16 protein-coding genes are annotated in these 17,735 nt (G+C 62.8%); 3 read left to right on the forward strand and 13 right to left on the reverse strand.

Features of this window, described 5'->3' with window-relative positions; all coding sequences use genetic code 11:
- Positions 1-104: 104 nt before the first annotated feature.
- The 7 genes from katG to ACFWAD_RS20955 form a co-directional block, all read right to left on the reverse strand.
- Positions 105-2,327 carry a catalase/peroxidase HPI gene (gene katG, locus ACFWAD_RS20925; protein WP_378547295.1) on the reverse strand — a complete coding sequence of 741 codons (2,223 nt, stop codon included), beginning with the start codon at positions 2,325-2,327 and terminating at the stop codon, positions 105-107.
- Between the two features lie 36 nt (positions 2,328-2,363).
- The gene (locus ACFWAD_RS20930; protein ID WP_378535689.1) at positions 2,364-2,807 is read right to left on the reverse strand and encodes a Fur family transcriptional regulator; all 444 of its coding nucleotides are present in this window, start codon (positions 2,805-2,807) and stop codon (positions 2,364-2,366) included.
- 237 nt (positions 2,808-3,044) lie between these two features.
- The gene (locus ACFWAD_RS20935; protein ID WP_378535686.1) at positions 3,045-3,479 is read right to left on the reverse strand and encodes a nitroreductase/quinone reductase family protein; all 435 of its coding nucleotides are present in this window, start codon (positions 3,477-3,479) and stop codon (positions 3,045-3,047) included.
- Positions 3,480-3,567: 88 nt separating this feature from the next.
- Positions 3,568-4,347 carry an acetoacetate decarboxylase family protein gene (locus ACFWAD_RS20940; protein ID WP_378547298.1) on the reverse strand — a complete coding sequence of 260 codons (780 nt, stop codon included), beginning with the start codon at positions 4,345-4,347 and terminating at the stop codon, positions 3,568-3,570.
- Between the two features lies 1 nt (position 4,348).
- Complete coding sequence (locus ACFWAD_RS20945; RefSeq protein WP_378535681.1) at positions 4,349-5,149, reverse strand: SDR family NAD(P)-dependent oxidoreductase; 801 nt, start codon at positions 5,147-5,149, stop codon at positions 4,349-4,351.
- 17 nt (positions 5,150-5,166) lie between these two features.
- A complete protein-coding gene (locus tag ACFWAD_RS20950; RefSeq protein ID WP_378535679.1) occupies positions 5,167-6,411 on the reverse strand; it encodes an NADH:flavin oxidoreductase/NADH oxidase family protein in 1,245 nt (414 codons plus the stop codon).
- A gap of 34 nt (positions 6,412-6,445) precedes the next feature.
- A complete protein-coding gene (locus ACFWAD_RS20955; RefSeq protein WP_378535677.1) occupies positions 6,446-7,822 on the reverse strand; it encodes a flavin-containing monooxygenase in 1,377 nt (458 codons plus the stop codon).
- 111 nt (positions 7,823-7,933) lie between these two features.
- On the opposite strand from ACFWAD_RS20955, the gene ACFWAD_RS20960 reads away from it, so the two are divergent.
- The 3 genes from ACFWAD_RS20960 (at position 7,934) to ACFWAD_RS20970 (ending at position 10,028) form a co-directional block, all read left to right on the forward strand.
- Positions 7,934-8,581, forward strand: coding sequence for a TetR/AcrR family transcriptional regulator (locus ACFWAD_RS20960; RefSeq protein ID WP_378535675.1), 648 nt, complete (start codon positions 7,934-7,936; stop codon positions 8,579-8,581).
- 112 nt (positions 8,582-8,693) lie between these two features.
- Positions 8,694-9,599 (forward strand): alpha/beta fold hydrolase, encoded by a 906-nt coding sequence (locus tag ACFWAD_RS20965; protein ID WP_378547301.1) that lies wholly within the window; start codon positions 8,694-8,696, stop codon positions 9,597-9,599.
- 120 nt (positions 9,600-9,719) lie between these two features.
- On the forward strand, positions 9,720-10,028 hold the full coding sequence (locus ACFWAD_RS20970; protein WP_378535671.1) for an amphi-Trp domain-containing protein: 309 nt from the start codon (positions 9,720-9,722) through the stop codon (positions 10,026-10,028).
- Between the two features lie 27 nt (positions 10,029-10,055).
- On the opposite strand, the gene ACFWAD_RS20975 is transcribed toward ACFWAD_RS20970, so the two are convergent.
- The 6 genes from ACFWAD_RS20975 to ACFWAD_RS21000 form a co-directional block, all read right to left on the reverse strand.
- A complete protein-coding gene (locus ACFWAD_RS20975) occupies positions 10,056-12,350 on the reverse strand; it encodes a serine/threonine-protein kinase (RefSeq protein ID WP_378535668.1) in 2,295 nt (764 codons plus the stop codon).
- 86 nt (positions 12,351-12,436) lie between these two features.
- Positions 12,437-13,846: an FAD-dependent oxidoreductase gene (locus ACFWAD_RS20980; protein WP_378535666.1), complete on the reverse strand. Its 1,410-nt coding sequence runs from the start codon at positions 13,844-13,846 to the stop codon at positions 12,437-12,439.
- A 53-nt stretch (positions 13,847-13,899) separates the two neighbouring features.
- Positions 13,900-14,679: a glucosamine-6-phosphate deaminase gene (gene nagB / locus ACFWAD_RS20985; RefSeq protein ID WP_378535664.1), complete on the reverse strand. Its 780-nt coding sequence runs from the start codon at positions 14,677-14,679 to the stop codon at positions 13,900-13,902.
- The gene (gene murQ / locus ACFWAD_RS20990) at positions 14,680-15,597 is read right to left on the reverse strand and encodes an N-acetylmuramic acid 6-phosphate etherase (RefSeq protein WP_378547304.1); all 918 of its coding nucleotides are present in this window, start codon (positions 15,595-15,597) and stop codon (positions 14,680-14,682) included. It abuts the gene before it with no gap.
- Positions 15,598-15,642: 45 nt separating this feature from the next.
- Complete coding sequence (locus ACFWAD_RS20995; protein ID WP_378547307.1) at positions 15,643-16,518, reverse strand: MurR/RpiR family transcriptional regulator; 876 nt, start codon at positions 16,516-16,518, stop codon at positions 15,643-15,645.
- Positions 16,515-17,711, reverse strand: a complete 1,197-nt coding sequence (locus tag ACFWAD_RS21000; RefSeq protein WP_378547310.1) for an anhydro-N-acetylmuramic acid kinase — start codon at positions 17,709-17,711, stop codon at positions 16,515-16,517. The genes ACFWAD_RS20995 and ACFWAD_RS21000 overlap by 4 nt, the downstream gene beginning before the upstream one ends.
- Positions 17,712-17,735: the final 24 nt, after the last annotated feature.

The following is a 17,735-nucleotide window of genomic DNA, read 5'->3' on the forward strand; positions in this document are numbered from 1 at the left end:
CCACCCGCCAAATCTTCCCCCCCACCCCCCCCCGCTCGCGGGGGGGTCACTCCCGGGCCCCCCGGCACAAACCCCCCCGGGGGCGCCGTCGACGATCTGCTGGATCAGTTGACGTCGAACCGGTCGAGGTTCATCACCTTGGTCCAGGCGGCGGCGAAGTCCTCGGCGAACTTCTGCTTCGCGTCTTCGCTGGCGTACACCTCGGAGAGTGCGCGCAGTTGCGAATTCGATCCGAAGACGAGGTCCACTGCAGTTGCCGTGTACTTCGGGTCGCCCGTCGCACGATCAGCCCCGTCGTAGACGTTCTCGTTCGTCTTCGACGGCTTCCACTCGGTACCCATGTCGAGAAGGTTGACGAAGAAATCGTTGGTCAAGGTCTCGGGACGGTCGGTGAACACCCCGTGGCCGGTCTTGCCGAAGTTCGCGTTCAGCGCGCGAAGTCCGCCGACCAGCACTGTCACCTCGGGTGGGGTCAGAGACAGCATGTACGCGCGGTCCACCAGCAGAATCTCTGCCGGAATCTTCTCCCCACCCTTGAGGTAGTTCCGGAATCCGTCGGCCCGAGGTTCGAGTACCTCGAACGAGTCGACGTCTGTCTGCTCCTGCGTTGCGTCAGTACGTCCCGGAGTGAACGAGACCGTGATGTCCTGTCCCGCGTTCTTCGCGGCCTGTTCGACGGCCGCTGTACCACCCAGAACGATCAGGTCGGCGAGTGAAACCTTGGCTCCACCAGCCTGGTTGAAGTCCTGCTGAACCCGCTCGAGAGTCTCAAGCACCGCGGCGAGGGCTGCGGGCTCGTTGACTTCCCAGTTCTTCTGCGGCTCCAGTCGAATTCGCGCACCGTTGGCGCCGCCGCGCATGTCGGTGCTGCGGAAGCTCGCAGCCGACGCCCACGCGGTCGACACCAACTGCGAAATGGACAGCCCGGAGTCGAGAAGTCGACTCTTGAGGATCGCGATGTCTGCGTCCCCGATCAGTTGATCATCGGCCGAGGGAACGGGGTCCTGCCACAGCTGCGGCTCGGGAACCCAAGGTCCCAGGTAGCGCGTGACCGGTCCCATGTCACGGTGAAGGAGCTTGTACCAAGCCTTGGCGAACTCTTCGGCAAATTCTTCCGGATGATCGAGCCAACGCCGGGTGATCTTCTCGTACGTCGGATCCAGGCGTAGGGAGAGGTCGGTCGTCAGCATCGTCGGTGTGCGTCCGGCCGACGAATCGAACGGGTCCGGGATCGTGCCCGCCCCCGCGCCGTCCTTCGGAATCCACTGCCACGCACCCGCCGGGCTCTTGGTCAGCTCCCAGTCGTAGCCGTACAGAATCTCCAAGAAGGTGTTGTCCCACTTCGTCGGAGTGGGAGTCCACACGACCTCAAGACCACTGGTGATCGCGTCCTTACCCACACCCGTGCCGAAGGCACTCTTCCAGCCCAGTCCCTGCTGCTCGATGGGTGCGCCTTCGGGTTCCGGTCCGACGAGGTCGGCCGGTCCGGCTCCGTGTGTCTTGCCGAAGGTGTGGCCGCCGGCGATCAGCGCAGCTGTCTCCACGTCGTTCATCGCCATGCGCGCGAATGTTTCTCGGATGTCGCGGGCGGCCGCTACCGGATCCGGTTGCCCGTTGGGCCCTTCGGGATTGACGTAGATCAAGCCCATCTGCACGGCGCCGAGCGGTCCGGACAGCTCACGGTCTCCGCTGTAACGCTCGTCGCCGAGCCAGGTGTCCTCAGGACCCCAGTAGATCTCCTCGGGCTCCCAGATGTCTTCTCGGCCGAATCCGAAGCCGAAGGTCTTGAACCCCATCGACTCCAGGGCGCAGTTGCCCGCGAACACCAGCAGGTCGGCCCAGGAAACCTGCTTTCCGTACTTCTGCTTCACGGGCCAGAGCAGGCGCCGTGCCTTGTCGAGGCTGGCGTTGTCCGGCCAACTGTTGAGCGGGGCGAAACGCTGAGCGCCTTGACCGCCGCCCCCGCGGCCGTCTGCAATGCGATAGGTGCCGGCAGCATGCCAACTCATACGCACGAAGAGTCCGCCGTAGTGGCCGTAGTCGGCCGGCCACCAATCCTGCGACGCCGTCATCAACGCGATGACGTCGCGCTTGAGTGCCTCGACGTCGAGTTTGGCGAATTCCTGGGCGTAGTCGAAGTCTGCACCCATGGGATTCGACTTCGACGAATGTGAATGCAGGACAGAGAGATCCGGCTGATTCGGCCACCAGTCGCTGTTCGTTCTCGGACGGTTCCCGGTGGGTGTCGGCGACGGGATTGCGGGGTTTTCACTTTCGCTGGTGCTCTCGGTGTTTCCATCGTGAGCAACCGGGCAACTATCGGACACGGTAATCCCTCCATGAGCGAGTAGAACGGACTTCGATCACGTTTGTGATCGCAAACTCTGAGTTGTCGAACAGTCGGCACACAGGCCCCAGTAGATGACCTCGGCTTCATCGAGGACGAAGCCGTTGTGCGTCGACGGCGTCAAACACGGCGCTTCACCTACGGCGCAGTCGACGTCCTCGACAACGCCACACGACCTGCAGACCACGTGATGGTGGTTGTCACCGACGCGAGACTCGTACAGCGCCACGGATCCGGACGGTTGTATTCGCCGTATCAATCCGGCGTCGGTGAGAGCGTGCAACACGTCGTAGACCGCCTGCCGAGATACCCCTGGCAGAACCGCCCGCACAGCATCGAAAATCGTCTCGGTGGCTGCATGTGGGCGTGCATGCACAACCTCGAGCACCGTGACTCGGGGGCGAGTCACGCGAAGCTCAGCGTCACGCAATTGGGCTGCGTAATCCGGCGTCGAAGGCACCTTTCCACTATTGCGCAATCTTCTGGACTGAACCCAGACTTTCGCGAAATTCTTGCCCGATCGAGCTAATCGGCCCTGTGAACAATCCGTCCGGTCACCCGTCACCTCAACAGGTAAAAGGCGGGCTCGCCTGCGATCCCCGAGTTATCGTCCGACACCTGAACCTAATGCGACGGTGGTCGGGCAACTCCGTTCACCGTCGTGACTTCGCCGCATTCAGCGCAGCGACGGCGGTGTTCAAGACTTCATCGGGACCAGTTCTACGATCGGGATCGTGCGAGATGTCTTGTTCTGGTAGGCGGAGTATCGCCCCTTGTTCACGACGTCGAGTGTCGACCACCGTCGCGCGTAATCCGGATCGGTCGGCAGGGTGACGCGCGCGCGAACTCGTGTACTGCGTAAGCCGATCTGCATCTCGCACACAGGTTGTGCGGTGAGGTTGGCAAGCCAGTCGGGTGGCTTGGCTGCTCCTCCGGCGGAGGCGACCACCAGATAGGTTCCGCCATCGCGTGCGTAGGTCAATGCCGAAGTTCTCGGCAGACCGGATTTGCGACCGAGGGTGCGTATCAGAAGGGTGGGGTTGCCGAAGAGGAGACGATGCCCGACCAGTCCACCGGTACGCATGTAGATCCATTTGTGGGCACGCAAGATGTGACGATAGATATCGCTCATGACGGTCCTGAAGTTCTCTCGCAGAGGGATTCTGTAGGTGGCGGCAGCTCACGTTGATTTCCCGCGGGTGCGCTCGAGTATGTGAAGGTCACAGGACCCGCGGCCGTAGACGGCTGGTCGTGAACAACGGAGTAAGTGGGCGTACCGGGACAGGCGGCACCCACACGCCCGGCAGGTCGACGCGGTGCAGCCGCGCTTCGACCACCCGGCCGATTCCCATCTGATCCAGAGGGTCTCGTTCTGAGCCAAACACTTCCAGCGCGAATTCGTCGATGCGCCGTACCTCGAGCACGCTCTCACGTGGAGTGAAGGCGACCAACCAGGGCGGCAGCATGCCCGCGACGCCGACGACATTGCGGTGCGGTCGGGCGAGGATCGGCGGTGGGTCGGTGATGGCGTCGCCCATGCGGCCGCTCATGGTGAGCAGCTTGTGCCCACGCCGGGTTGCCGCAGCGCGGATATCGGTATCGGTGACCGTCCACTCGATCTCACCCAGTTTCTTCGGGTAGCCAAGAAGCTCACGGCCGATGATCAGGGCTACGTCGTCGTCGAGAATCATCCACGGGCAGTGAATTCCGGTGCCCTGCACTGTCTTGATGTGAACGAACAGTCCGGCCTCGTGATAGCCGGGTGACTCGAAATTGTTGTCCGGGAAACAGGCGGTGAAAAGGTCGGCGCGCGCCGGTTCGGCCAACCGTACCCCCGCAGGAAGCCACTGCTTCATGATGTCGGGGTCGATTTCGACGGTGGCGCTGAAGTAGTGGGCGTCGCGGTAGAGGCTGCGCCGCGGATCGCCGAGTGTCAGTGTGCGGCGCAGGTCCGTCCAGAGTGAGCGACCCGCAGTCCTGACGGCCGGTTCCCAGCTCATCTCATTTGACCCTTCGGTAGACGGTACGCAGAATCGGCCCGATCAGCCCTCGCGGGGTGTATTGGCCACTGACGGTCTGCAGTTTGGCGAACGCGCCGGGGACCACGCGGCGGCGACCAGCCGCCAGCCCGACGATTGCTGCCGTTGCGGCTTGTTCGGCACTGACCCACAGCGGGCCTGGCAACAGGCGGTCGAGCTTCGGGACCTCGGCTACCTCGGCGTATTCCGTACGTACTGGGCCTGGCGCGAGTAGCGTACATTGCACTCCGGTGCCGACGAGCTCACTGTGCAGCGATTCGGCGAGGGTGTTCGCGAATGCCTTGCTCGCCGCGTAAGTAGCGTTGTTCGGTCCGGGTTGGTTGCCTGCGGTGGATCCGGTGATCAGAATCGCGCCCACGCCGCGCGCCAGCATGGGTGGCAGTACAGCGAGGATGAGGTCGTGCACTGCAACGGAATTCAGTTCCACCTGTTGGCGTTCCCGCTCCGGGTTCGCGGTCGCGAGCTCGCCGTAGGTGGCGAATCCGGCGTTGTTGCACAGTATTACGACATCTCTGGTCGCGAGCTCGTCACAGAGCTTCGCGCGCTCGGCACGGTCGGACAGATCGACGCTTCGGATCTCGACCTCGATGCCGTAACGCTGGGCCAACCGCGCGGCCAGCTCACGCAATCGATCCTCGCGGCGGGCTACCAGGATCAACGAGTATCCACGCCGCGCCAGGCCTTCGGCGAGGGCGAGACCGATACCGGAGGACGCACCGGTGACGACAGCTCGCGTGGTTGATGTGGGTGGGGGAAGGCTCATGGTTCGCTCCTCGGTGATCAGAATTGGGTGAGCGCGCGGGCAGTCACGGCGGTACCAGCAGCGATCAGAGTGCGAACTGCACCCGGTTCACGTACTTGCTCCTTGCCTGCCGCAATCCGGCGGAAATTCGCCGCATGCCAGGCGAGTTGGAGGTAGGAATTGATTGGTGTGGCGCCGGCCAGCGGAATGCGTGGCGCAGTCGGAAGCACCTGCGGCTCACCGGTCCCGGACAGCAGGTCGGCCGCGATCGTCGGCCGCACGGCGAATGGTCGGCCGAGCCCGATCACATCCACGACGCCCTGAGCGAGCACGTCGCGGATGAAGTCGCGGGTGCGTACACCGCCGGTCAACATGAGCGGCATAGCAGTACGGGCGCGCAGGCTTTCGGCGTAGCGCAGGAAGTAAGCCTCCCGGACTCGGGTGCTGTCCTGCACGACGCCGGTCATGGCTGGAGCTTCGTAGTTGCCGCCGGAGACCTCGAGCAGGTCGATGCCGGCCTTTTCCAAAGCGAGCGCGACATCGAGCGACTCGTCTTCCCCCAACCCGCCGTGCTGGAAGTCTGCCGAGTTGAGCTTGACCGACACAACGGCCTCCGGGCCGATGGCTGCGCGAACGTCAGCGATCACCTCGAGCAACAGGCGACGCCGGTTCTCCGGGCTTCCGCCGTAGCTGTCGGTGCGCTTGTTCGCGACAGGTGAGAGGAACTGCGACAGGAGGTATCCGTGTGCGGCATGGACCTGCACTCCCGAAAATCCGGCTGCCACGGCCAGTTCCGCGGTTCGGGCGTAGCGGCGACGCAGGAAGGCGATGTCGCCGAGCGAGAGTTCCCGGGGTTTGCGCAGATTGAATCCGAGCGCCTGCGGCCGCAGCGCCGACGGGCCGACCGGGCGTCGGTGCAGTGGTCCGACGGCAACTCGTCCGGGGTGGTTGATCTGCATGATCATCACCGCACCCTCCCGGGATCCTGCCCGGGCCCAGTTGCCGACGGCTTCGAGGTGGCGGTCGTCTTCGAGGGTCACGTTGCGTGGCTCGACGTAGGCGCGACGGTCGATCATGACGTTGCCGGTGATGAGCAGGCCTGCACCGCCTCGTCCCCAGGCGCTGTAGAGGCGGGTCAGGTTCTGGCTGGGTGAGCCGTCGATCGCGGCGAGTTGTTCACTCATCGCGGCCTTGGCGATGCGGTTGGGCAGGGTAACGCCGCATGGCAGCGTGAGTGAACTGGCAGCGGTAGCAGTGCGGGGTGCGTGTTTCTTGGGTGGCATGGTTACTCCTGTTGTCGTGGTGGAGAATTGGAGGTCAGGCGTTGCGGTGCGCGGCAGCGAGGATCGGTCGCCGGACGTTGCCGGGCACAACAGGTCGCGGCTCGGGAATTCTCCGCGCGGTCGGTGGGCCGGCGAGTGCACCGAGGAGCTTCGAGCGGAGTGTGGCCAGTTGGGTCATGATCCGGACCGACCACCGGCCGCGCCGCATTTCCCAGCGCAATTCGGGGCCACCGGCGAGGATTTCTCCGGATGGCTTGGACAGATACGAGTAGAGATCACCGACCGGTGTATGCAGTTGTTGCTGCAGTATCGCGGCCTCGGCGAGCAGGCGTGAACTGTTCATCAGCAGCATTCCTGCACCCGAGCGCGGGGCGACCAGTCCCGCGAAATACAAGTTGGCCAACCCCGGGGCGAAGGTGTGTGACACCAGGCGCGGTTGCCCGTTATCCCACGTGAGCAGTCCGTCGCCTAGGAAGGGGAAGGTGGTCTTGAAGCCGGTGGCCCAGACGATGGTGTCGTATTCGCCGCTGGTGCCGTCGGTGAAATGCACTGTACGTCCGTCGAACCGGGATATTTCCGGCCTGACTGCAATGCGGCCGTGTTTGAGGAAGTAAGGCAGTTGCTGGTTGACTACCAGATCTTGGTCGAAGATACGGTGCTTCGGCTTTTCCAGCCCGAAACTGCGAAAACTTCCCATTCCGACAACAACGATCATTCGGAAGACTAGCTCCTGCAACACTTTTGGAACTGGGATCGAGCCCACGTCGAACTTGCTGCTAGGGACACCGAGGACGTACTTCGGAATGAACCAGTAGCTACGGCGCAGTGAAATCTCCGCGGCGCCGAAGGTCAGCGCGGCTTCTACCGCCAGGTCACAACCGGAGTTTCCCGCGCCGACCACCAAGGTGCGCGAGCCGTCGAGGTCGGCAGGGCGCTTGTAGTTCTTGGAATGGATCTGTTTGCCGGTGAATTCGCCCGGATACGCGGGAATGTTGACATCCCAGTAGTGACCGTTGGCGATCACGACGCCGGCGTACTCGCGCACCGTGCCGTCTCCGAATTCCACCAGCCACCCGGCTCTTCCCGAAGTATCGAGTGGCGCCACATCGACAACCAGCGTGTTGAATTCGATCCGGTGATCCAGGCCGAACTCGGCAGCGAAGGCGCGCAGATACTCGCACATCTGTGTGGCGCTGGGAAAGTCCGGGTAGTCGTCGGGCATCGGATAGTCCGGATACCCGGTGACGTCCTTCGAACTGATCAGATGCGTGGAGTCGTACACCCCGTGCGACCAGTTTCCGCCGATCGCAACGGCGGTCTCGACGTGGTCGTAGTCCAAGCCGAGATCCGCGTAGGCCTTTGCCACCGCCAGCCCGGTGTATCCAGCTCCGATGATGCAGTACCGAGTCACGGTTGCAACCTTCCCTCAAAGCTACAGTCAGTGTAGCTACAGTCAGTGTAGTATTTGCCAAGGCGTTGTTGCATGTCAAGCAACGCGGTGACGGAGAGGCGGCAAACGATCATGACCGAACGACGGAACCGGGCGTATGCACCGCGAATGGCTCCTGAACAACGTCGGGAGCAGTTACTGGACGCAGTCCTGCGGGTGATCGTCGAACAAGGCGTCCACAAGGTGTCCATCGACACGGTGGCGAAGGAAGCGGGCGTCAGTCGCCCCGTCGTCTACGGCCACTTCGACGACTCCGACCAACTGCTGCGCGCTTGCCTCGACCGCGAGGAGAACGCAGCACTGACGCAACTCGCCAACGTGGTGCCTCTTCACACGCAGGACCCGATCCACGCGATGACAGAAAGCCTCGAAGTTTTCCTTACGGCCGTCCTGGCCGCACCCAACCGGTGGCGAGCAGTCTTCCAGCTCGCCGACTCGAGCACGCCAACCTTTCGTAGACGCCTCGAGCACGGCCGCCAGGCGCTCATCGCAGCACTGACGGACTTCGTACGAGCGGCAACACCTCCGGATCGACTTCCCGCCGTCGATGTCGACCTCACCGCCCGCACCATGTATGCACTTTTCTGGGAGGCCGGTCGCTTGGTTTTGGCGGAACCGAAATCCTTTCCACCACAGCGCATTCGCGACTATGCCGACCTCCTCATTCCTGCACTGCCCGCATTCCACGAACCGAACAGGACCCCTGAACGATCCGCATGAGGAAACGCGAGAACTCCGATCGAACGCCTCCTGGCCCTCGGGCGTCCCCGTTGCGTCTTCAGGCGTGTTACGTTCCGGCGGATTGAACAGTCAACTCAGGGGAGCGCGACAAGTGGAGTTCAGCAGTACCGAACCGGACGAACGACGCGAGAATCATTGCCAGGGGAATTCCGAGTCAGTCCGCACCCGCGACGGCCGATACCTGCACACGATGGTGCTGCCAGGGCCTCGCAATCGGTCGGTCACCGTCGTCTTCGAAGCCGGTGCTGCGGCAAGCCGATCCGGGTGGGCTTTGGTTCAACCAGCGGTCGGAAACTGGGCTCGCGCCGTCGTCTACGACCGTTCCGGACTGGGACGCAGTGCCGTCGATGCGCAGCCGCGGACGCTACGGCGGATGGCTGACGATCTGGGCGACGTACTCGATCACTTCGGCCCGGGCCCGTTCGTCTTGGTCGGCCACAGCGCCGGCGGACCCATCGTCCGGGCTGCAGCGGCCGCTCGCCCCGAACGGATTGCGGGCGTCGTGCTTGTCGATCCGACTGACGAGGCTGCAGATCTGCTGTTCAGCCGGATGTTCCGTCTGATGGAGCGGGTGGCCATCGCAGCGAACATGGTCTTGGCCCGAACCAAACTGATGCCGCGACTGTACAAGTCGATGACCGACGCCTTGCCGGACGACGCGCGCAGAGATATGGAGTTGGAGGGATTTACCGTCACGATGGTCCGCACGCATGCCTCGCAAGCCGAAACCTTCATCGACGACTTGTACAAGTTCAGAGCTGACCCACCCGCGCTCGGCGGGATTCCGGTCACCGTCATCTCCGGCGCGCGAACAGGATCCGGCATGAATGCCACAGTCAGGGCGGCTGCGAATGCTTCCCACGAGTACCGGGCCGCACAATCTCCACAGGGCCGCCACGTCATCGCCGAGCGCTCCGGCCACTACGTCCCCATCACAGATCCGGAAATCATCGCCCAGGAAATACACCGCCTCGTCGATGGCACGCAAGAGTCCTGAACATTCGAGATCAGCGTTGCGTTGAAGCCTGTTGCCACCTCGCGGTTCCACAAATTCCGACAATCTTTCGTTTGTTCCATCTACCGTGAAAGGGAGAATCCGCCGAGGTCAGGAGTGATCGTGCCCAAATTGGAGATCAAGAGGAAGTCAGAACTCTCGCGCCAGGAAGTCGCCGACCGACTCATCGCCCTCGGCCAAGCGCTCGCCAGTGGATCGGAAGTGGAACTGGGATCTGGCGGGGACTCGATCGAAATCAGTGTTCCGGAGCAGGTTCGGTGGGAACTCGAGATCGAAGTCGACGGCAATGACGTCGAGATAGAAATCGAGATCCACTGGCGCGACGACCCTCAGGAAGAATCGGAAGTGAAGTCTCCGCCTCCCGCCAAAGCCGTCCGTCGCAGCCGACCACGCAAGAGCACTGCCAAATAGGCCGACTCGAATTCGGTTGACAGGCACTTAAGGAGACGCCGACACCTCGAGAGATACTACGCGCAGCAGTGCCCGGAGATCCCTTTCGATTCGTCGAAACAGTTGGTAGACAACGATGAATCCGGCGATACCGCCCAAACACAGAGCGCGGACGGTTGCGTTGAGTTCCTCACCGGCACCCGAACCGACAAAACTGAGCCCTGCGATTCCCACCAGGGGAACCGAGGCTGCGACCGCGAGGTACCTCGTGCTGCTCCGACCCAGTGAACGAATATCGCGGCCGTCGTCGCTTCGTAACTCGCCGTGTGACAACAAGATCGGATACAGACATCGAACCGAGTAGTAGGTCAGGATGAAGAACGGATAGGCGACTGCGACGGCTCCGCACACGGCCAGCGACGACATCAGGTGCACGTAGGCTCGCTGCGGAATACCGCCAGCCGCAATCTGCAACGCAACTGGATATGCGATACCGGCCAGCACCCACAGACCGAAAGCGATCACCACCGCTCGGTGTCCGACGTTCAGCGTCGCGGTACGCGCCTTGTTCAAGACCTCCGCGCTGTACGTCTGACCGTTACGCAGTCCGTGAGGCACGGTGAGCGCAAGCCGACACCAATACAGGATCGCCGCGGCGCCGAGAGAGAACGCAGCCACCCCGATGACCAGATGAACCTGCTCGAGATGCTGCTGAGCCTGCGGCGAGAGCCCCGAGATGATCAGCATCTTGTTGTAATAGTAGTTGTAACCCGCCGCAAGGAGATTCGGAATTCCGATCGCCGCCAGCAGAATCGGCAGCGCCCACTTCCACAACGTGGAACGCGGGCTCCCTTCCGGTGGGTCCACCAGATTGCGGGCAGACCGGTCCAGACACAGAGCGAACTGACGAGCCAGCTTTCGGCCACCAGACCACCTACCGTCTCGCTCCGGCGAGAGAGACTTCACCAGAACTCGGCGCAGCGCCGGCGGACAGTCGTCCGGTAATCGGGCCTCGGCCGCGGGGTCCACTCCGCGCCGACGAGCTTCGAGGGCCTTCTTGGGCGACGGCGGGTTCTCCCCCGTTCCGTCGTCAGTGAAAGGCCTACTCCCGGTGAGGAGCTCCCACAGCATCACGCCGAGTGCATAGATGTCGCTGCGAGTGTCGAGTGTGCCGGGCGCACCCACCGCACAGGCCTCCAACTGCTCTGGAGACATGTAGGCAAGCGAACCCCCGACAAAACAAGCCGCGTCCTCGGTCGAGACCTCCTCGCTCGAGCTGACGTTGAAGTCGGCGAGTTTCGGGATGCCTTCGACACTGAGAAGTACGTTCGCCGGCTTGATGTCCCGATGTAGTACGCCGTGCTCACGCGCGTACTCGAGAGCGTCGGCCAGTCTCATTCCGATCCAGGCCACGGTCTCCGGCCACGACATCGCAGCGATCTCGCTCCGCAGGCTCGTCTCGCTCGGCTTCATCTCGCCCTTCTTCGCCAGAGTCTGATCGATGGCGTCGAGAAGAAGTTGTCCGGACCGCTGGGCCTGCGGTGTCACGCGCACAAGTTTGACCACGTCGAGCAGAGTCCCACCTGGCACGTATTCCATGAACAGGACTCGCAACGCGCGTTCCTCGAGCAGTCGCTGATCGAAGACGCGGACGATGTTGGGATGGTCGAGCTGGGCGAGGGTCTGCGGCTCGACTCCGACGTTGCGGGAAATCTTCAACGCAACCCACCGCTGCATCGAGAGTTGCCGAGCGAGGAACACTCGAGCAAACGCCCCGTGCCCGAGTTCCAACACCAGTTCGAAATCGTCGAGGTGCTGCCCGATTTCGAACTCGTCGAAACCCGAGAGACCCAACATCATGACGTCTTCGCGACCGGCCATCGAATCACGGTCGAACATCTGCTCGAAACTCTCTGCCTGCAAAGGGAACTCGGCGACGTACTCAGCCGCCACGACGTCCTCGCCGCCCTGCTTCCGTAGCCGGAACTCCTCGTACAGGAGCTCGGCCGGTAGTGGTTCTTCGAGCAATTCCGGATACTCGACGCAATATTCCGTGAGCCGCTTCGGGCGATCGCTTTTCAGCCAGCGGTACTCCATGTCGATTCCGACCAGTTCGATCAGTGCGGCCCGGCGAATCTTGGCTGGATCGGGCAGATAATCGGTCAATTCGGAAGGGGTCCCCGCCTCCCAGTCTCCGACCAGGCGACCGAGCCCGTCGGCACCGTTGCGCCCGTCATGCCCCACCGGCGGTGCTGACGGGCGCAACTCGGTGACGGTGCCCCGTTCGGTCAGGGGCCCGCTCGCGACTGTCGCGTCACTGGCCTGCGCACCACGTTCATTCATGACACTTCTGCTCCGCACCTCGAGCACGATGAATCGAGGTGACTCACTTCAGCGTAACCCCGGTGGTACCCCAGACCCCAGCGATTCTATTCGGGGTGAACGGCCACGTTCGCGCCGATGCGGACAAGGTCTTCGCGATCTTTGATCTTGACGCGATCACGCCCGTGCCGCGCACCGAGGTCGCGTTCGGCGGCATCGATGCGAAGCCATCCGTCCCAATCGACGGGCAGTAATTTTCCGGCCGCGAGTAGTGCAGCGATCCGGCTGCGGTCCGATCGACATTCGACATCCGAATCCAGCTGCCGCAGCATAGTTTCGACGGTTTGGCGAGCATCCGGCCGTGCCGCACCGATCAGCCCGACGGCACCTCGCTTCATCCATCCGGTCACGAACAGGCCCGTAATGGGAAGACCGCTCTCGTCGACCACCGCGCCGCTCCGGTGCGGAACCGTGCCGCGTCCGTGATCGAAGGGCACCCCGGCAAGTGGAGTGCCGCGAAATCCGATTGCCCGGTACACCGCTTGAACCGGATAGTCGGTACAGACCCCCGAAGCGGTGACGTGACCGTAGCCGTCGGGATCAGTCCGCTCGACGCGAAGTGCTTCGACTTTCCCGTTACCGAGAATCTCCGCCGGCTGTCGGTAAAAGTGCAGGTGAACTCGGCGCTGGGCGATTCGGTCGGCAGAAGCAGCGCCTGCGAAAGTGCGGAGCGTCTCGACAGCCAGTCGGGTATGCACCCACTGTTTGGTCATCCGCTCGATATGCCGATCCGGTGCGACATCGGCAGCGTCGACGACAACATCGACTCCGGGCAGTTCACCGAGAGCGCGCAACTCGTTCGGGGAGAATCGAGCGTCGGCGGGTCCGTGCCGGACGAAGATGTGCACCTCCCGAACGAGACTGCTGGCGATCCCTTCCCGAACGTCGGCCGATACGTCGGCGGCCTGTAGTGATTGCTCCTCGGCGAGGATCATGCGCGCGACATCGAGTGCGACGTTGCCACCCCCGATCACGGCGACCGATTCGGCGTTCAGCGGCCACTGCGGCGAACTGTCCGGGTGATCGTTGTACCAACCGACAAAATCGGCGCCACCGAAAGAGCCTGGAAGGTCGACGCCGGGAATGTCGAGCGGCACATCCCTTGGCGCACCGGTTGCAATGATCACGGCGTCGTAGGAAGAACGTAGAACCTCGACGGAAAGGTCCTTTCCGATCTCTACGTTGCAGAACAGCCGGAAGTCACTGGCGCCCAGCGCGGTGTGCAGAGAATGGACGAACTTCTCGGACTCGGCGTGCCCTGGCGCGAGACCGTAACGCACTAGTCCGTACGGCGTGGGTAGACGCTCGAACACGTCTATCTTGGTGCCGGGCGCCAGTTCAGCGAGAGCGCTCGCAGCGTGGATTCCCGCCGGCCCCGCTCCGACGATCGCAACACTGCGCGGAGGTGAGAAAACCCGGGGCGACGCAAGCGGGGATACCGCTCTCACACTGATCATGCACCGAGGCTAGGAGCTCAACTGCGCTAGAGATCAAGTCCCCCGCTTTTCAGTCAGTAGCCCTGCTCTGCAGGCTTGTGCTCGGTTGTGTAGCGGTAGAACTCCGCGAGTTCGAGTTCACCGGCAGCTGCCTCGTCGACGATGACGGTCACGTGTGGATGCAGCTGAAGCACTGATGCCGGGCAGAACGCCGAGACCGGACCTTCGACCGCCGCCCGGACGGCGGGCGCTTTGCGTGCGCCGTCCGCGATCAGGACGAGATGCCGTGCATCACTGATGGTTCCGAGTCCTTGTGTGATCACATGATGCGGCACGTCGGCCGGGTCTGCGAAGAACCGTGCGTTGTCGGCGCGGGTCCTCTCGGTCAAGGTCTTCACTCGGGTGCGCGACGCAAGTGAAGAGGAGGGCTCGTTGAAACCGATGTGTCCGTTGAGGCCGATGCCGAGGATCTGCACGTCGACGGGACCGTTTTCGGCAATGGCAGCGTCGTAGCGCCTGGCAGCTTCACTGGGATCCGCGGCTCCACCGTCGGGGCTGAACACTCGCGCATTGTGGATGTCGAGGTGATCCACGAGTTCCGTGCGGATAGTGTGCGCATAGGACTGTGGCTGATCGGACGTGAGACCTACGTACTCGTCGAGAAGATACGCGCTCACGTCCGCGAACGACACTCCCGATTCTCGATGCCGCCTGATCAGCTCTCGATACGTGTGCAGCGGTGACGATCCCGTCGCGAGGCCGAGCGTTCGCGCTCCGTTCTCCATTGCGCCGCACACGATATCGGCAGCAATTCGCCCGCCGTCTTCCGGACTGGGAACGATGACGATTTCCATTCAGGCTTCCTCACTGCTCTTGCCGGCTCCGACGATGGCATTGCGTACCGAACCCGAAGCGCGTTCCAACAGTTCGGTTGCTTCGGCGAAGTCGCATTCGGCCAACAACATGACGACCGCTGCCTTCACATGACCGTCGGCATTCTCGATGGTCTCCGAAGCGATCTCGGTATCGACTCCGGTGGCTGCCGCGACGATCCGGTTTGCGCGATCGACAAGTTTGGCATTGGTCGGCCGAAGATCGACCATCAGATTGTGGAATGCCTTCCCGGATCGGACCATACTGGCCGTGGAGAGCATGTTGCACACCATCTTCTGCGCAGTCCCGGCCTTGAGCCTCGTCGATCCGGTGAGGATCTCGGGGCCGGTGTCCACTTCGATGGCCACGCCGGCGTGAGAACTCATTGCCGCACCCCGGTTGCACGAGACTGCCACTGTTGCGGCGCCGAGTTCGCGGGCATGATCGAGGCCACCGATGACATAGGGGGTACGACCACTGGCCGCCAAGCCCACGACGACGTCGGTGGCGTTCAACGAGATTGCGTCCAGGTCGCCCCCAGCCGCTCGCGGATCGTCCTCTGCTCCCTCGACTGCGTTCAGAAACGCTCCCGGGCCACCGGCGATGATTCCGATCACCTCACCCGGATCTGTCCCGAACGTCGGAGGGCATTCCACTGCGTCGAGCACTCCTAGACGCCCGCTTGTCCCGGCTCCCAGGTAGATCAGTCGACCACCTTGTGCCCGTGCGGCGACGATCAAGTCGACTGCGGCTTCGATGGCGGGTATTACCGCCGCGACGGCGTCGGCCACGATTGCGTCCTGCTGGTTCATCACCGTGAGCAGGTCTGACACCGACATGACGTCGAGATCGCGGGTGAGAGGGTTGGGTCTCTCGGTGGAGAGCATTTCCAATTGCATTGTGACGAGTCCTCCTAGATCAAATCTCACAGTGACGACTCCTCGTCAGTGTCGCTTCGAAGCGATTGCATCGTGGCTTCGTTGTAGAGCAGAGAGTGCGCTGGGCAGCGAGTGCGCCACCATCGCAAAAATTGTGTCGACTACCAACAGCTGGCCGGTGCGGCTTGCCATCGCAGCCGATCGGAAACCGAATTCTCTACCGGCAGTGAGTAGAACGTGGTGTGACTGCACGGCGAGCGTCGATCGCGCCCCACCGGTGATCGCAGCCGTCGACGCCCCGGTACGACGGGCAAGAGCAAGTGGCTCGACGACATCGGAAGTCTCACCTGAATGTGAGATCCCCACTGCGATGTCGTCCGGCCCGAGCAGGCTGGCACTGACCATCGCCGCGTCGCGGTCGAGATGAACCCGGCAATTGACGTCGATACGCGAGAGCTTCAACGTGAGGTCTTGCGCGACGATGCCAGACGCGCCGATGCCGTACACCTCGACGCGGCGGGCGGATCGAATCCGGGACACAACTTCTTCGAGCGCAGCAGGATCTGTCAATTGCGCCGTGCCCTTGAGTTGTTCGGATTCGAACTCGGCGAGCTTGGCCATCACCTCACCAGCCGAGTCGGCAGCAACGATGTCCACACCGAGCGGGATCGTGTTCTCTGTACCGGACCCGCTGATCGCCGCCAGCGCGAGACGAAGCTGTGGATAACCCTCGAAACCGAGTCGTTTTGCTGTGCGGACCACTGTTGCCGTGCTTGTCGACGCTCGCTCGGCGAGGTCGTTGACCGTCAGGGCGGAGGCCAGGCTGGGGTCGGCTTCGATGATTTCGGCGATCCGCAACTCGGCAGGCGAGAGGCTGCTCAGTGATGCACGAATACGAGCAAGCAGGTCGACGGACGCCGGAGCACTCCGGTCCAAAGTCATAACGCCTCGATTCGCATCGTTTTCGGAGCTGACGGCACCGATGTGATTCTAGGCAGCCCACGGCTTCCTGGCGTCAGAGATCCGAGCACACTGGCGTGACGCGCACCGGTGCACGAAGCAATGCTTCCGGGCAATCCGTGTGCGGTGAGAAAGCCGAGAACCGCGAAAGCCAATGCTTCCTTGATGTCGGAGGTGACGCCGAGTTCGTCCGAAGAGACAAGCGCGATGTCGCCCAGTTCGTCACGGAGCATCGCCATCAACGTCGGATTCTTGGTGCCACCACCTGACACCACTACCTCGGTGGCTGCCAGCCCTCTGACGGAATCGGCTACCGTCCGGGCGGTCAGTGCAGTCAGTGTCGCGACGATGTCAGCCAGAGACAAGGATTCGTAGCCCCGCAGAGCTGCGAGTAGATAGTCCCGATGGAACAATTCCTTGCCCGTGCTCTTGGGAGCGGGCTGCGCGTAATACGGTTCGCTCAGTAGATGTGCCAGCAGATCGACGTTCGGTGTGCCGGCTGCGCCCAGAGCCCCACCGAGATCGAACCACTGCTCCCCCGCCGTGAATTCGCTTACCGCAGAGTCGATCAGCGCATTTGCGGGGCCGGTGTCGAAGGCAATCGGTACTGCGGCACCATCTGCCGTCGATGTCGGGGCGCCACCCGGAGCAGTGACGTTGGCGATGCCACCGAGATTGAGCGCGACGGAACCCGAAGTTCTTCCGTTGAGCCACAATACGTCGAACGCGCTGACCAGTGGCGCACCCTGACCACCGGTCGCCACGTCGCGAGAGCGCAGGTCCGACACGACCGTGCATCCGGTCTTCTCGGCTATCCAGGCCGGCTGCCCGAGCTGAAGAGTGCCCTTTACCTGCACTCCTTCGACCCAGTGGAACATCGTCTGACCATGTGAGGAGATCAATTCCGCATTGCCACCGCACAGTTCCGCGTTCGCCCGCGCGGCGACGGCCGCAAATGCCTGTCCGATCTCGGTGTCGAGTTGGCAGATCTGACCGACAGTCGTGGACGCCGGCGGTACCGCAGCCGCCACCGCAGCCCGCAACTCACCGGAATACGGTTCGCTGACCATCCCCAGTGGGGTGAGCACAAGAGTGTCCCCGTCGATCCGGATGTCTGCTGCGGCAGCGTCGATAGCGTCGTACGAAGTACCGGACATCAGGCCGATGACTCTCATGAAATATCCCTTACTCGGATCGTT

Source organism: Rhodococcus sp. NPDC059969 (genome assembly GCF_042738325.1).
Classification (GTDB): domain Bacteria; phylum Actinomycetota; class Actinomycetes; order Mycobacteriales; family Mycobacteriaceae; genus Rhodococcus_F.

What these genes read in the sequence shown, in the direction of transcription:
- ACFWAD_RS20935 (WP_378535686.1), bottom strand. Translation starts at nt 3,479, where the DNA reads ATGAGCGATATCTATCGTCACATCTTGCGTGCCCACAAATGGATCTAC.
- ACFWAD_RS20940 (WP_378547298.1), bottom strand. Translation starts at nt 4,347, where the DNA reads ATGAGCTGGGAACCGGCCGTCAGGACTGCGGGTCGCTCACTCTGGACG.
- ACFWAD_RS20945 (WP_378535681.1), bottom strand. Translation starts at nt 5,149, where the DNA reads ATGAGCCTTCCCCCACCCACATCAACCACGCGAGCTGTCGTCACCGGT.
- ACFWAD_RS20950 (WP_378535679.1), bottom strand. Translation starts at nt 6,411, where the DNA reads ATGCCACCCAAGAAACACGCACCCCGCACTGCTACCGCTGCCAGTTCA.
- ACFWAD_RS20960 (WP_378535675.1), top strand. Translation starts at nt 7,934, where the DNA reads ATGACCGAACGACGGAACCGGGCGTATGCACCGCGAATGGCTCCTGAA.
- ACFWAD_RS20975 (WP_378535668.1), bottom strand. Translation starts at nt 12,350, where the DNA reads ATGAATGAACGTGGTGCGCAGGCCAGTGACGCGACAGTCGCGAGCGGG.
- ACFWAD_RS20980 (WP_378535666.1), bottom strand. Translation starts at nt 13,846, where the DNA reads ATGATCAGTGTGAGAGCGGTATCCCCGCTTGCGTCGCCCCGGGTTTTC.
- nagB (WP_378535664.1), bottom strand. Translation starts at nt 14,679, where the DNA reads ATGGAAATCGTCATCGTTCCCAGTCCGGAAGACGGCGGGCGAATTGCT.
- murQ (WP_378547304.1), bottom strand. Translation starts at nt 15,597, where the DNA reads ATGCAATTGGAAATGCTCTCCACCGAGAGACCCAACCCTCTCACCCGC.
- ACFWAD_RS20995 (WP_378547307.1), bottom strand. Translation starts at nt 16,518, where the DNA reads ATGACTTTGGACCGGAGTGCTCCGGCGTCCGTCGACCTGCTTGCTCGT.
- ACFWAD_RS21000 (WP_378547310.1), bottom strand. Translation starts at nt 17,711, where the DNA reads ATGAGAGTCATCGGCCTGATGTCCGGTACTTCGTACGACGCTATCGAC.